Origin of the sequence: Anoxybacillus sp. UARK-01 (genome assembly GCF_002075365.1) — a bacterium.
Lineage (GTDB): Bacteria > Bacillota > Bacilli > Bacillales > Anoxybacillaceae > Anoxybacteroides > Anoxybacteroides rupiense.
The window spans coordinates 1-14320 of the sequence record NZ_NASY01000044.1 but is presented as its reverse complement, the minus strand read 5'-3'; the positions used below and the strand labels follow the sequence as shown (position 1 = coordinate 14320).

10 protein-coding genes and 1 pseudogene are annotated in these 14320 nt (G+C 42.8%); 9 read left to right on the top strand and 2 right to left on the bottom strand.

What is annotated here, in order from left to right; translation table 11 throughout:
* Positions 1-15: 15 nt before the first annotated feature.
* Positions 16-1497, top strand: a complete 1482-nt coding sequence (locus B6A27_RS11210; protein WP_080862169.1) for a glutamate synthase subunit beta — start codon at positions 16-18, stop codon at positions 1495-1497.
* 251 nt (positions 1498-1748) lie between these two features.
* On the opposite strand, the gene B6A27_RS11205 is transcribed toward B6A27_RS11210, so the two are convergent.
* Complete coding sequence (locus B6A27_RS11205; RefSeq protein WP_080862168.1) at positions 1749-2678, bottom strand: NAD-dependent epimerase/dehydratase family protein; 930 nt, start codon at positions 2676-2678, stop codon at positions 1749-1751.
* Positions 2679-3059: 381 nt separating this feature from the next.
* Here B6A27_RS11205 and B6A27_RS11200 point away from each other — a divergent pair, with 381 nt between their 5' ends.
* The 8 genes and pseudogenes from B6A27_RS11200 to B6A27_RS11170 all read left to right on the top strand — a co-directional run bounded on the left by B6A27_RS11200 (position 3060) and on the right by B6A27_RS11170 (position 13066).
* On the top strand, positions 3060-5174 hold the full coding sequence (locus B6A27_RS11200; RefSeq protein ID WP_080862167.1) for a GDYXXLXY domain-containing protein: 2115 nt from the start codon (positions 3060-3062) through the stop codon (positions 5172-5174).
* 266 nt (positions 5175-5440) lie between these two features.
* Positions 5441-5887, top strand: a complete 447-nt coding sequence (locus tag B6A27_RS11195; RefSeq protein WP_080862166.1) for a DMT family transporter — start codon at positions 5441-5443, stop codon at positions 5885-5887.
* 557 nt (positions 5888-6444) lie between these two features.
* Positions 6445-7800, top strand: a complete 1356-nt coding sequence (locus tag B6A27_RS11190) for an NAD(P)-dependent oxidoreductase (protein ID WP_080862165.1) — start codon at positions 6445-6447, stop codon at positions 7798-7800.
* Between the two features lie 19 nt (positions 7801-7819).
* Positions 7820-9103 (top strand): NAD-dependent dihydropyrimidine dehydrogenase subunit PreA, encoded by a 1284-nt coding sequence (gene preA / locus B6A27_RS11185; protein WP_066147542.1) that lies wholly within the window; start codon positions 7820-7822, stop codon positions 9101-9103.
* A 22-nt stretch (positions 9104-9125) separates the two neighbouring features.
* Complete coding sequence (gene hydA / locus B6A27_RS11180) at positions 9126-10544, top strand: dihydropyrimidinase (RefSeq protein ID WP_080862164.1); 1419 nt, start codon at positions 9126-9128, stop codon at positions 10542-10544.
* 75 nt (positions 10545-10619) lie between these two features.
* The gene (locus tag B6A27_RS11175) at positions 10620-10853 is read left to right on the top strand and encodes a hypothetical protein (RefSeq protein ID WP_066147546.1); all 234 of its coding nucleotides are present in this window, start codon (positions 10620-10622) and stop codon (positions 10851-10853) included.
* 229 nt (positions 10854-11082) lie between these two features.
* Positions 11083-11288: pseudogene (locus tag B6A27_RS19300) on the top strand (zinc ribbon domain-containing protein); the annotation flags it as partial.
* Positions 11289-11482: 194 nt separating this feature from the next.
* Entirely contained in the window at positions 11483-13066 is a 1584-nt protein-coding gene (locus B6A27_RS11170; RefSeq protein ID WP_080862163.1) for a PucR family transcriptional regulator, read from the top strand.
* Here the strand turns inward: B6A27_RS11170 and B6A27_RS11165 are convergent.
* Positions 12977-14320 (bottom strand): IS1182 family transposase (locus B6A27_RS11165; RefSeq protein ID WP_080862162.1); only part of this gene is annotated, 1344 nt, incomplete at its 5' end. The two genes, B6A27_RS11170 and B6A27_RS11165, sit on opposite strands and share 90 nt — an antisense overlap.

Genomic DNA, 14320 nt, shown 5'->3' with positions numbered 1-14320 from the left:
GGAGGGGGAATGACAATGGGCAAAGCAACAGGCTTTATGGAGTATGCGCGTGAAGAAGAAATGAAGCGTCAGCCACTTTCCCGCTTAGATGATTGGAAGGAATATACATTTCCGTTTTCTGATGAAACGTTGGCAAGACAAGGTGCCCGCTGTATGGATTGCGGGACTCCTTTCTGCCATATGGGCATGGAATGGAACGGATTAACCTCTGGATGTCCGATTCATAACTTGATTCCGGAATGGAACGATCTTGTTTACCGCGGCCGATGGAAGGAGGCATTAGACCGCCTTTTAAAAACAAATAATTTCCCAGAGTTTACAGGAAGGGTATGTCCTGCGCCGTGTGAAGGGTCCTGTACGGTGGCGATTTCAGATCCAGCTGTGGCAATTAAAGGCATTGAACGCGCTATTATTGATAAAGGGTTTGCCGAAGGATGGATTCAGCCAAGGATTCCGAAAAAACGGACAGGGAAAAAGGTGGCGATTGTCGGATCGGGGCCGGCGGGTCTAGCCTGCGCCGATCAGTTAAACCAAGCCGGACATTCCGTTACGGTTTATGAGCGGGCAGACCGCATCGGTGGTTTATTGATGTATGGCATTCCAAACATGAAGCTTGAAAAAGAAGTCGTGGAACGAAGAGCCCGCCTTTTAGAAGAAGAGGGAATTTCATTTGTCACGAATACGGAGATAGGAAGAGACATCACAGCTGATGAACTGCGTTCACAATACGATGCGGTCGTTTTATGTACAGGCGCTCAAAAGCAACGCGATCTGGCCATTGAAGGCCGAGAGCTTGAAGGCATCCATTTTGCTATGGACTATCTAACATTGACGACCAAAAGCCTGCTTGATTCCAACTTTACCGATGACGGTTTGATTGATGCGCGCGATAAGCATGTGATTGTCATTGGCGGCGGAGATACGGGGGCGGACTGTGTGGCTACGGCGCTAAGACAGAAATGTAAAAGCGTCGTTCAGTTTGGCAAGCATCCGGCCTTACCGCAACAGCGCGCTGAAAATAATCCTTGGCCGCAGTTTCCTCTTGTGTTTACATTAGACTACGCCTATGAAGAAGCAAAAGTGAAATTTGGTGCAGATCCTCGGCAGTACTGTATTCAAACGAAAAAAATTGTTGGGGATGAACAGGGCAAAGTCAAAGAGCTGCATACGATTCAAATGGAAAAAATCACAGATGAAAGCGGAAGAGCGGTATTTAAAGAAATTCCTGGGACCGAACAAGTGTGGCCGTGTGATTTAGTGTTTATTGCTATTGGCTTTGAAGGCACTGAACAGCCTCTTTTACAGCAATTTGGAGTCGAAACCGTCAATCAAAAAGTGAAGGCTCCTTATGGTCAATATACAACCAATGTAGAGGGAGTGTTTGCTGCAGGTGATGCGAGACGCGGTCAAAGCTTAGTCGTATGGGCCATTCATGAAGGTCGGGAAGCAGCAAGAGAAGTGGACCGTTTCTTAATGGGAGTGACCTATTTACCGTAATTGTATAGATGATGTTAAAAAAGCGGAAGAGATCTTCAAGGTCCCTTCCGTTTTTTATAGTCGAGTGCCTAAATCACAAGTCTATAAATCCAATCTAAAAACGATAATGTTCGAACGAACAAGCAGATGGCGGTGTTCGTTTCTAGTTCATCCGCCCCATCTTCCCTTGAACTTATCTATCGAGAAATCTCCCGTTTTGAAACGAAGGGGAGGCGGGAGAGGTTCATAAAGAGTTTGGTTATAGAAGAAAACTACGATTGCATATGCTTTAACGTTTCTTTAATACCGACTGCATAAGGAGTTTGCGGAATCGGACCGACGGTTTTTTCATATTTGCCGCCATCTAATATGACTGGCTTTTCGTTTAAATACATCATTTCTGCATATTCTCTCATAAAAGGATTAAACATCCCGACAAGTTGAATCATCCATTTGTAGATGGGTTTGATGCGGATGTTAGCGTTTAAATAGCCTCCGGCAATTTCAGCGATTTCTTTTCCGGAAATCGTTCCGGCTCCTGGTATATTCCATGATTGATAAAAACAATCATGACGCAGCGATAATTCTACTAATGCTTCTGCTCCATCTTTAATGTAAATAAATTCTCTTTGAATGGAAGGATCGCCAACATAAAAAGCCATTTTCCTTTTTAGCATTTGCTGAAATGTAAAATGAAGAAGGGTGTTTCCTGCGTTGGGGCCGTAAAAATCAGGAAAATGGGCGATTAGGTATGGAATGCTAGATTGTTCAATTTGCTCCAACAGCTTTAACCGTAGTTTTCCTTTTTTTGTATGCGGTTTTTTAGGAGACGCTTCGGTTGTTTTTTGAGATTGCAAACCATATGAATAAATATTATCTACGTAAACAAACGGTTTATTGTAGATTCGGCACGCTTCTAAAATGTTTGAAAGAATAATCGTTAGATTAGGGTCCCAATGTTGATAGGGAAGGTTGATAGCATGAAAGACCATGTCTCCTTTTGCTACGGCGGCTTCGACATCCTCGAGATTCATAGCATCGCCGGGCAGGATGCTTGTGAGGTTTCCCCAGTTTTGCTGTTTATCTAATAATGTTGGTTTTGAACGGGCTACCGCTATCACATATATTTTACGTTTGATAAGGGCTTCGACTAATGCGCTTCCCATTCCCCCAGTAGCGCCAAACACAACGGCCGTTTTCATTGTTTCACTCCCTTGACTGATTAGAGAAGAATCATTGTTCTAATAATTGTTTATGATAGGAAAAAAATTAAAATGCTGTTAATTTATTATAACGTATTGAGGATTGCTTGTAAATGATTGGAACGAATGTATGGTTATGCGGAAAAGAAGGTCGCACCCCAATAAATGGACAAGGTTTATATGTGTCATTATGGTATAATAAAATCAAGAACACAAGTGTTGATGCTCCATTATTTTACTGAAAATATGAAATGATCTAGCTAGATACAAGATTTCTGCCTCTTCCCTCAAACAATGTCAATTGGTTTTTATTGGATCATCAACACACCTGAGTCAAGAAATGTATGTAGCCATGATAAATGAAGAAAGAGAGGCGAGACAATGAACCTTCGTCTTGTAAAGGCCGGGTATTTTATGGGAATCGGGCTGGTGATGGCTGCTGTGATTTATTTTTTTGCTGCTAATTGGCAAGGATTTGATCGATTGGAAAAGATAGTAGTAAGTATAGGGGTTATGTGTTTATTGTATGGCATCAGTATTTTGTTGGCTTATGTCATGAATCGCCACGATTTTTTGAGCCAATGGCTGTTTGTGGCAGGAGCCATTGGATTTGGGGTTTCTGTTGCGCTGATAGGACAAATTTATAATTCACATGCGGATAGCTTTTGGCTTTTCTTCATTTGGTTTATACCAAGTGCTGTATTTGCGCTCATCACTCGTTATGAGCCCTTTCGCGTCTTAAGTGCTGTGCTGCTGCAACTAACCTTTTGGTTTTATTATTTTCCGTCCTCTTATCAGACTGAAAGAGATCAGTGGGTATCCTTTTTATTTCTGCTTGTGTTTGCAGCTGTGAATGGAGCTGTTTTTTTTCTCCACCGTTCTTCTTTTGTTTCCTATCTTTTGTATGTGGCCATGCAAGGATGGTTGTTCTTGATTGTCGGATCCGGTTTGACTGAAGGCAGCTTTACGTGGTGGCCTTATGTGTATTCATTGCTTTTGCTCGTGTTTCTTTATTATTTTTTCGCGATTGTTAAGCATCGCTCCTATGTCCTTATCACAAGTTTATTTGCAGGAGGATTTTTGATTGTCCAATATTTCCGATTTGTGGCCCGGCATTTTCAAGAAGGTGTTTTGCTTGCAGGTCTGCTGTTGGCGGCGGGGATTGTTTATGGAAGTCTGTTTTTGCTGAAGAGGTTAAGAAATTGGGCAATGGAAGAAAACGCTGGAACCACTTTTTTAGCTGTGTTTCAGGCTATTGTCACAGCCGTTGCTTCCATTATTGCCATTTCAAGTATTATGGGCCTTTTTTCGCTTTGGACCCATCATTTCTCGTCAAATCTATTATTTGCTTTATCCGTCGGAGCGTTTGTTTTGCCAGGGATGCTTACGCAAAGCTGGAATGATGTAGTTCGCTGCACGCTGCTTGCGATCGGTTATGGAGTTGGTGTGATTGCATCCATGGATATTTCCATTTGGATTGTCACAACCTATTTTCTGGTCCTGCTTGTTGGATACTTTAAATCAGAAAAAACGGGGATTAAGCTCCTTACTCATGTAGCATTATCTGCTTTCGGAATGCTCATTGTCGAAGAATGGAGCGACAAGCTGCGCCTTGCTCTTTTATTCGTTGTCCTGTTGAATGCGTTTTTATATATGGCATCCCACCAGCGGAAGCATACTCAGCGTTTGTCTCTCTTTATAGGCATGGGGTCTCTTTTATTATTAACAAGTATGGATTTTTTTGCTCTTGATCTTTGGGTGGTATTGGCGAATCTTTTATTGATATTCATCACAGCAGGATGGATCGCTTTTCAATCGAAGCAACAGGAGCCCATTGGATTAGGGATTGCTTGGTTTTATTTGTGGCTATTTCTTGTTTTAAAATATTACGAATTTGCATGGAGCCTTCTCGACAAAGCCATAAGTCTGTTGATTTTTGGAATTCTCGTGCTGGCAGGTACAATATTTTTAGAAAAAAAGAAACATCTTCTGCCAAACGAACAAGTAAGTTGGGTTCGCAGCAAATGGATTCCTTTGCTTATGATTATCGCGCTGCAAATCGTTTTTATCGGCTATACCGTATTTGATAAAGAAAGGCTTTTGCGAAATGGAGAAGTGGTAAAGTTGGAGCTCATGCCGATGGATCCGCGTTCTTTACTTCAGGGTGATTATGTTCGCCTGCGCTATGAAATTTCGCAGATTCCAGGAATGAGCGGGAACGGAAAGGTTCAACTCATTTTGCAAAAAGATGAGGCAGGAGTTTACCGCTTTGCACGCGTATATGTTATGAACGGGAAAAAGGATTTGTCGTATATCCGGAAAAAGGGCGAAGTCATCATCAATGGGAAGTGGCAAGGAGATATGATCATTTATGGAATTGAATCCTTTTTTGTTCCAGAAAAAACAGGAATAGAACTGCAGCAGCGAGCTCGTTACGCCTATGTCCGAGTAAGTCAAGCGGGCGATGCTTTGCTAGAGAGTGTTAGTGACCGTTAAAAGCGTTCGGGAAACCCCGAATGTTTTTTTCTTACCACTTATTTGACGATGTAATGAAGAGAAAGGAGGAAAGAGTTTATTGTCCCCTCTATGCGTATTTAACGACATCTGAAGTTAACACATTCACCGAGAAGTCTCCCACCTCTAAGCGAAGTGTAGGTGGGAGAGGTTGATGTCAGTTTGCTGTGAAATAATGCTTAAAATCGTTATAACCATACAACATTTGATATCGTTTGTACAAACATGAATGAAAGGGAGAAAGAAGTATGAAATGGTTGTACATTTTATTATCTTTAGTAGGCGGAATGCTAGCAGGGCTGCAAGCGCCGATTAACGGAAGCCTTGGAAAGAAAATAGGGAGTCTTGAAGGAGCCTTTACTTCCTTTTTTGTCGGTACCTTATTTTTAACGTTTGTCGCTTTATTTTTTGGCAAAGGACAGTTGGTGCAGTTGCTTCAAGTTCCTAAATGGAATTTGTTGGGAGGTTTGTTAGGGGCCGCTTTTGTGACGATTACGATTATTTCAGTTCCAAAAGTAGGAGCGGCTGCTGCTATTTTGGCTGCTATCGTCGGACAACTTGTTATTAGTATGGTCATTGATCATTTTGGTTTATTTGGCGTACCTAAAATTCCGATGAATATGAATCGGCTTTTTGGGCTATTGTTTATGCTGGCCGCTCTCTTTTTTATTTATCGCGGCAATGCAGCATCGTAAAAGGAATAAAATGGACATGTTGAATAATCAACAAACCTCTTTATTTAACAAAATGTATAATGAAAAGCTTAGCGCTACCAAGTAAAATATGTTTAAATATTTTAATTTTTCTGTTAATAAAAAGTGATTCTAAGTTTAACTCAATCATAAGGAATGAAATATAGGTATGTCTCATAGATTATAAGGCAGAGCTCATCCACCGCTTTTCTCATGCTAAAAAGTACAGATGGACATGTACGATTGATGCCATGGTTAGAAAAGCGTTTCTTTTTTCGCTAGACTAATCTGGAAACTTGAACATGAAGACAGCCATAGCCTCGTTTGCCGTAGCAAAAGCGTGAGCGTTTACTGAAAGAAGGGCGAAGCTGCTCAACAGATTTTTATATTTAGGAATCTTGTATCGTAGCCTTAGCAAAGGCAAATAAACAAGCTGGTGGTCCTAAACAGATGGAGATCTAGCAGCGTTCTTAAAGATGCAGACATCGTTTCTTGAAGGGATTAGGGTTTTAGCTCTATTCCCTTTTTTAAAATAAAAAATGAGAAGGAGGCTGTGTGCCATGAATCAATCCTCATTCGATTTATCGAAAAACTTTCAAGAAGCCGCATCTGGATTGACCAATCGAGAGGCGATTGAGGAAGCGAATCGCTGCTTATATTGCTATGATGCCCCCTGTATTAAGGCTTGTCCGACAGGAATCGATATTCCCACCTTCATCAAAAAGATTGCATCAGGGAATCTGAAAGGGGCAGCAAAAACTATTATGCTGTCAAATCCTGTAGGGGCAAGCTGCGCGAGAGTATGTCCGACAGAGGAGCTATGCGAAGGAGCCTGTGTTCTGAACCATTCGACAAAACCGATTATGATCGGAAACTTGCAGCGGTATGCGACAGATTGGGCCATAAAAAATGATGAATCACTATTTCAAGCAGGAAGAACAAACGGTAGGGCGGTAGCGGTCATTGGCGGCGGACCGGCAGGATTGTCAGCAGCTAGGGAACTGGCGCTTATGGGGTACAGCGTGACAATCTTTGAAGCAGAAAAGGAAGCCGGTGGGTTAAATGCGTATGGGATTGTTTCATTCCGTCTTCCGCGGAGCGTGCCATTGTGGGAAGTTCACCAAGTCAAGCGTTTAGGTGTGGAGATTCGGACGAACACAAAGGTAGGAAGAGATATAACTGCAAACGAGATTTTAGAAAGCTATGATGCGGTTGTTTTGGCTGCGGGGATGGGGAAAGTTCCGATGCTGGGAATTGAAGGAGAGGATTTAGAAGGGGTATATGACGCGATTGAACTCATTAAAGAAACGAAAACCAAGCCGTTAACGGATCGGTTGGTAGGGAAAAAGGTTGTTGTCATTGGTGCTGGAAATACAGCGATTGACGGGGCAACATGTTCGATACGGCTAGGAGCGGAAAACGTAAAAATTTTATATCGCCGGACAAAGGAAGAGATGACAGCGTATGATTTTGAATACGAATTTGCCAAACAGGAAGGAGTCGAGTTTCGTTGGTTGACGGCTCCTAAACGAATCATCGGCGATGAGAAAGGAAGAGTCACTCATATCGAATGCGTCCGCATGCAATTAGGGGAGCCGGATCAAGATGGGCGACGGCGTCCGGTTCCGATTGAAGGATCGGAATTTGTCATGCAGGTAGATGCCGTGATTAAGGCGATTGGCCAGATGCGGCACTTGGATTTAATCACGGAGTTTGGATTAGAGCACGATGCTGGAGTTGTTCGGGTTCGTCAGGGAAGCTATCAAACCTCTCATCCAAAAATATTTGCTTGCGGCGATATCGTTTTCGGCAAAGGACAAGGTGAAGCGATGGTAGTCACAGCTGCGCAGCAAGGAAAAGAGGCTGCTTATGCGATTCATCAATATTTAGAAAAACACATAAGCGAGACGGCTTAAATGAAGGGGGAATACAACAATGGCCGACTTAAGCGTGAATTTAGCGGGAATCAAGTCTCCTAATCCGTTCTGGTTGGCGTCTGCGCCGCCGACGAACTCGGGATACCAGGTGCAACGAGCATTTGAAGCTGGATGGGGCGGAGCCGTTTGGAAAACACTTGGCGAACCGATTTTAAATGTATCGTCGCGGTTTGCGGCCATCAGCTTCAACGGTCAACGGATCGCGGGATTTAATAACATTGAATTGATTACGGATCGTCCGCTTGAGGTGAACTTAAAGGAAATTTATGAAACAAAAAAACGATTTCCTAATCATGCCATTATCGCTTCTCTTATGGTCGAGCCAAAAAGGGAAAAATGGCATGAAATTGTAAAAAGAGTACAGGATGTGGGAGTGGATGGATTTGAATTAAACTTCGGCTGTCCGCACGGAATGGCGGAACGCGGAATGGGATCGGCATCGGGGCAGGTACCAGAGTTAGTAGAAAAGCAGACATATTGGGTCAAAGAAGTCGCGGAAAAACCGGTTATTGTCAAATTAACCCCTAATATTACGGATATTACAGCAACAGCGGAGGCCGCTGTTCAAGGAGGAGCTGATGCCATCAGCATGATCAATACAATCAACAGCTTAATGGGGGTCGATTTGGATACGTGGCATACCATTCCGCATGTCGCAGGAAAAGGCGCGCATGGCGGTTATTGCGGTCCAGCGGTGAAGCCGATCGCCCTAAATATGGTAGCTGAGTGCGCTCGACACCCGCGAATTAATGTGCCAATTTCCGGCATGGGCGGGGTATCAAGCTGGAAGGAAGCCGTAGAATTTATGCTGATGGGAGCAACGGGAGTGCAAGTGTGCACGGCGGTGATGCATCATGGCTTCCGCATTATCGAGGACATGGTGGAAGGGCTCCAGCATTATCTTGACAGCAAAGGGATTGCTTCGGTGATGGATCTTGTCGGCAAAGCTGTCCATCGATATTCGGATTGGGGCAATCTTGATTTGAACTATAAAGTAGCTGCCCGTATTAACACAGATGTGTGCATTAATTGTAATAAATGCTATATCGCTTGTGAAGATGCATCCCACCAATGCATCGATCGCCTTGCTGACGCAACTGGCCGTGAGTATTTAAAAGTGCGGGAGGAAGATTGTGTAGGATGCAATTTATGTTCGCTTGTCTGTCCTGTGGACGGTGCGATTGATATGGTTGAACTTCCGAGCGAGTGCCCGCCGATGACATGGAACGAACGCCAAGCGGCGATTGGTGCACTGACAGTTTCTAATGCGGAAGCTAAGTAAAGAACAAGGAGGAGCTATTTTTATGAAAAGACTGATAAAAAATGGAACGATTGTAACGGCAGCGGATGTTTATCATGCAGATGTGCTAATTGAAGATGGAAAAATTGCGGCGATTGGCGAACATGTCAGTCCGCATGATGCTGAAATCATTGATGCAAAAGGATGCTATGTTTTTCCAGGAGGAATTGATCCGCATACCCATTTAGACATGCCGTTTGGCGGTACCGTGACAAAGGATGATTTTCAATCGGGAACGATCGCCGCGGCATTTGGCGGAACAACGACGGTGATTGACTTTTGTTTAACGAATAAAGGGGAGCCGCTGGCAAAGGCCATTGAAACCTGGCACAACAAAGCGAAAGGCAAAGCCGTTATTGATTATGGCTTCCATTTGATGATTAGCGAAATCAATGATGATGTATTAAGCGAATTGCCAAAGGTGATCGAAGAAGAAGGGATTACATCCTTTAAAGTATTTATGGCCTACAAAAATGTGTTCCAAGCAGACGACGGCACTTTGTACAGAACGCTTTCTGCCGCCAAACAGCTTGGCGCCCTCGTCATGGTTCATGCCGAAAATGGAGATGTGATTGATTATTTAACAAAGCAAGCGCTCGCTGAAGGTCACACAGAGCCTATTTATCATGCGCTTACTCGGCCCCCGGAATTGGAAGGAGAAGCGACAGGCCGCGCTTGTCAGCTGACGCAGCTGGCCGACTCCCAGCTTTATGTCGTCCATGTGTCTTGTGCACAAGCGGTCGAAAAAATCGCCGAAGCGCGCAATAAAGGATTAAATGTGTGGGGGGAAACATGTCCGCAATATTTGGTGCTAGATCAGTCATACTTAGAAAAACCGAACTTTGAGGGGGCTAAATATGTATGGTCACCGCCGCTTCGTGAAAAATGGCACCAAGAAGTGTTATGGAATGCCTTAAAAAATGGACAACTGCAAACATTGGGATCCGATCAATGCTCATTTGATTTTAAAGGACAGAAAGAGCTGGGAAGAGACGACTTTACGAAAATACCAAACGGGGGCCCCATCATTGAAGATCGACTCAGCATTTTATTTAGTGAAGGTGTAAAGAAAGGACGAATCACCCTCAACCAGTTTGTCGACATTACATCGACGAGAATCGCGAAGCTGTTTGGATTATTTCCGAAAAAAGGAACGATCGCTGTTGGCTCTGACGCCGACTTGGTCATTTTTGATCCGAATGTGGAACGGGTGATTTCCGCTGAAACCCATCATATGGCCGTTGACTATAACCCGTTTGAAGGAATGAAAGTGGCGGGAGAACCAATATCGGTGCTTTCGAGAGGTGAGTTTGTCGTACGTGACAAAGTCTTTGTCGGGAAGCCGGGCTATGGCCAATATTTAAAACGGGAGAAATATGGAAAATATGCCGTTCTAAACGAAAATGAGAAATTAACTATTTAATAGAATGGGCTACAAAGAGAGAGGACTTACGGTCTTGCTGTTTGGCTAGATGGTAGATATAAAGGAGGAGATACGGTGTCTTATCAAGAGTTTCTGGTGGAACGCGAGCGAATGGATGCATTGCTTCGTCGAGGGTATGTAATCAAGCGTGTTCATGAAAATTTAAGCGGCGCGTTTATAGAATTTGCGCTGCCAACTCCAGTTGCTTCTGAGCTAAAACAGCCTTTGCAAACATTGCACATTCAAACAGCTGATGCCAGAAAATATGTTGCTTCTTTGCTGATTCAGCAAATGAAGCGATCGTCCTAATGACTTTTGACAGCCAAGGAGAGAAGCAGTCTTTCCAAATCTTTATGACAATCAGCGAAAAGGAGAAAGGTAGACAAAAGTCATCTTGGCTTTGTCTACCTTTATTTTTGCATCTAGTTATTTAGTTTTTCTTACGAAGGGATACCATGTTTTCTTGCGCTGTTTCTCCTTATTCGAATCGTTCGATGGAAAGGCGAATGATAAAATAAAAAGGATTTTAAAGGAGAGGACAAAGGTGTCGAGATCCACTATTCTATGTTCGTGCTGTGGATACTAAAACAAAGATGTTAAGAATCTCAACCTTCGTGAATGGATAGGCCCATCTTACGGAACACATCAAGAGATTTAAACGCAAGTAAAAACATTCTAAAAGAAGGATTTCGATTGTTGTCTTGTTTGGACAATGAAACCATAGGAACTATGGGGATCGCCTAGTGATTCTCCTTTCGTAAGAAGTGAAAGCGCAGGAATCTCTCACTTCAAAGCAAAAGTAGGAGTGGTTCAAAGGCAGCCATTACACGATGTACATATCTGAGATTTGCATGAATAAAAAGGAGGAATCGATTGGTTTGCGGTGAATAATTATTTAGTGTGATGGGACAATCTCCGTTGATAGAGGAGGGGAAGGAGTGCACGAGCATTTTCAATTTACTGTTTTGGACGTATTAAACAGAAAGCACTTTGAGCATACTCAAGTCATTGCAGGACATCAAGGATTGCACCGGACGGTCAAATGGGTACATGTGGTGGAAGTGACGAAGATTCATAAACTATTAAATGGAAAAGAACTTATTTTATCTACGGGTGTAGGATGGAAAGAAAATGGAGAGTTATTCCTTTCCTTTGTGGAGCAATTGATTGAAAGCGATGCCTCCGGGTTATGCATCGAAATCGGAACCTACACGTCATCCATCCCGCCAGAAGTGATTCAGCTAGCGAACGAGCACCACTTTCCAATCATCCTTTTTTTAAAAGAAGTTCCATTCGTTGAAATTACTCAAGATATCCACGCTTATTTAATTAATCAACACTATCAAATGATCTCCAATTTAGAAGCTTATTCCCAGCAGTTAAATCAAAAGCTCTTGTCGATTGAGCATTACAACGAAATTTTAAAATATTTGCATCGGTATTTAGGTCATCAAATTCTCTTTCGCATGCATGGCAAGGAAGTTGAATTTGTTCCGGAGTGCTGTGAAGAAAAACAACAGCTATGGCTCAAACAAGTGGCTCAGCCAACGAAAAAAGCGGCTTCCCAGTCGATCCAGCTTTTTAGCCATGAATATGCGGAGCTGTCGATGATTTCTACAGACCGGGATATTAGCGAGTTTGACTTGCTGATTTTAGATCGAACGGCGACGGCTCTCGCCCAGTATTTGTTGCGCGATTTATATGTTGAAGAGAAGAAAAGAGCAAGGGAGCAAGAATGGCTAAAAGGGTGGCTGGAGGGCGAACATAGCGTACAAACGATTTTGGACTATTTAGCTGACCATGATGTTGAGCTAAAGCCAAAAGGCGGCTGTGTCTGTATTTGCAAATTTAAATCATTAAAGCAGCCTTCCGCTTTTGATATGACTTATTTCAAGCTGCTCTTTCGCACGATGCTGGAACAGCAGGGGTTCCAATCTTTCTCGATTGAGATGCCCGGCAGCCTCGTGTTTATTTTAGTGGATAGACGAAGCGTGAAAACATGGAAGCAGCGGATGCAAACGGGAATTCAGCGCTTGATGGCCTCCGAATTTGCCAATATGAAAAACATGCCGTGCCTTTTTTTTAGTGTCGGAAAATTTGCGGAAAGTCTTGCACTTATTCATAAAAGCTATCAAACCGCTCTTGAAACAAGCAAAATCCAGCAGCAGCTTTCTCAAAAAACAAAAAGCTGTTTTTATGAAGATTTACATTTAGCTAGAATTATTTCTCTTATCCACAAGGACGGTGATTTGCATGAAATGATGATGGAATATCTGGAGCCGGTGATTCAATATGACAAAAAGTATAATGGTAAGCTGATGGAAACATTAAAAGTTTATTTGGCCTGCAATGGTTCGAAAAAAGAAACGGCCAAACGTTTATATGTCGTCAGACAAACGCTTTATCATCGCATTCAAAAGCTAGAATCGCTACTAGGAGCTGATTTTATGAATCCTGAGAAGCGGCTTGCTATCGAGTTTATGATTCAGGCCTATGAATATTTGGCAGCCGGCAATGAATGAAAAGGGGCTGTCTGATAAGTCCCTAAAATGAAACAAGTGGAGAAAAACGAGCCGTTTTTCTCCACTTGCTTTTGTATTTTTTCGATTTTTCTTCGAAAGTAGCTGGCGGATGCCTGCTACTTTCAGTATGTTGTGGGCTAACGCCACAATCCCAAACTCGACATGTACCTTGTCGAGGCCCCGCAAAGAAAATCTGCGGAACGACCGATTGCCCTTGATGTGACCGAACACACTTTCTACTTCGACTTTGCGCCGAGCGTAGATGGCGGCTTTCTCTTCACATTCAAGGGCTGTTTTTGCCTTCGCTTTCATTTCTTCGAAGACGGTATTCCAGTGAACTTGACGATTGCCCTTCGCCTTCGTGCATTTCGCTTTTAATGGGCAATCTGTACAATCTTCACATTCGTATATTTTGAAGCTTTGTTCATAACCAGATGGATTCTTTTGGTTTTGATATTTTTTAAATGTTACTTTCCTTCCATTCGGGCAAATAAAACAATCATCTTGCTCACAATAGGTCCAGTTTTTCGCGTTTTTGATATCCTTTTTGTATTTGCGTGTCTGTTCTCGTACATAGGATCCATAAGGAATGAGAAAATCCAATCGAGGCTCTTTCTCATCACCAATCGCATATACATAGTTTTCTTCACTGCCATATCCTGCATCCGCGATGACTGTTTTGGGCATCGGTAAAGAAGTAGCCGCCAGTTTCTCCAAATGTGGGATAAAACAACGCGTGTCTGTAGGTCGTTGGTGAATCGTATAAAACAAGATAAACTGATTCTCTGTCCCTATTTGCACGTTATACCCTGGCTTGAGCTGACCGTTTTTCATATGATCTTCTTTCATGCGCATGAAGGTTGCGTCTTTGTCTGTTTTGGAATAACTGTTACGGTCGCCAAAGATTTCGTTCTGTTCCTTGTATGTAGCTAGTCGTGGTAAGAAATTTTCCCGAATCAGCTTTAAAGGTTTTTTCCATTTCCTGCATTCTTTGCGCTTTTCCTTACGAATCTTTGTCTCTGGTTCCTTTTCTATTTCCTCTGTTAGCGTTTCAACTTTTTCTTCTATCTCCTTAGCGACTGTCTCTAAATGATGTTCGGTGATCTCTTCACGTTGTTCGGTTTCCTTTTCTCCCGTTCCAGCTTCTAATGGTGTCAATTCATGAATGTACTCAAGTGTTTCTTGAATTTTTTCTTTTAATGTTGCTTCCCATTTCTCTGTTGATTTTTTCCACACGAAAGAATACTTATTGGC

Bases quoted from the DNA above. Each gene is read 5' to 3' on its own strand.
- B6A27_RS11210 (WP_080862169.1), top strand. From the start codon at position 16: ATGGGCAAAGCAACAGGCTTTATGGAGTATGCGCGTGAAGAAGAAATG.
- B6A27_RS11190 (WP_080862165.1), top strand. From the start codon at position 6,445: ATGAATCAATCCTCATTCGATTTATCGAAAAACTTTCAAGAAGCCGCA.
- preA (WP_066147542.1), top strand. From the start codon at position 7,820: ATGGCCGACTTAAGCGTGAATTTAGCGGGAATCAAGTCTCCTAATCCG.
- B6A27_RS11200 (WP_080862167.1), top strand. From the start codon at position 3,060: ATGAACCTTCGTCTTGTAAAGGCCGGGTATTTTATGGGAATCGGGCTG.
- hydA (WP_080862164.1), top strand. From the start codon at position 9,126: ATGAAAAGACTGATAAAAAATGGAACGATTGTAACGGCAGCGGATGTT.
- B6A27_RS11195 (WP_080862166.1), top strand. From the start codon at position 5,441: ATGAAATGGTTGTACATTTTATTATCTTTAGTAGGCGGAATGCTAGCA.
- B6A27_RS11205 (WP_080862168.1), bottom strand. From the start codon at position 2,678: ATGAAAACGGCCGTTGTGTTTGGCGCTACTGGGGGAATGGGAAGCGCA.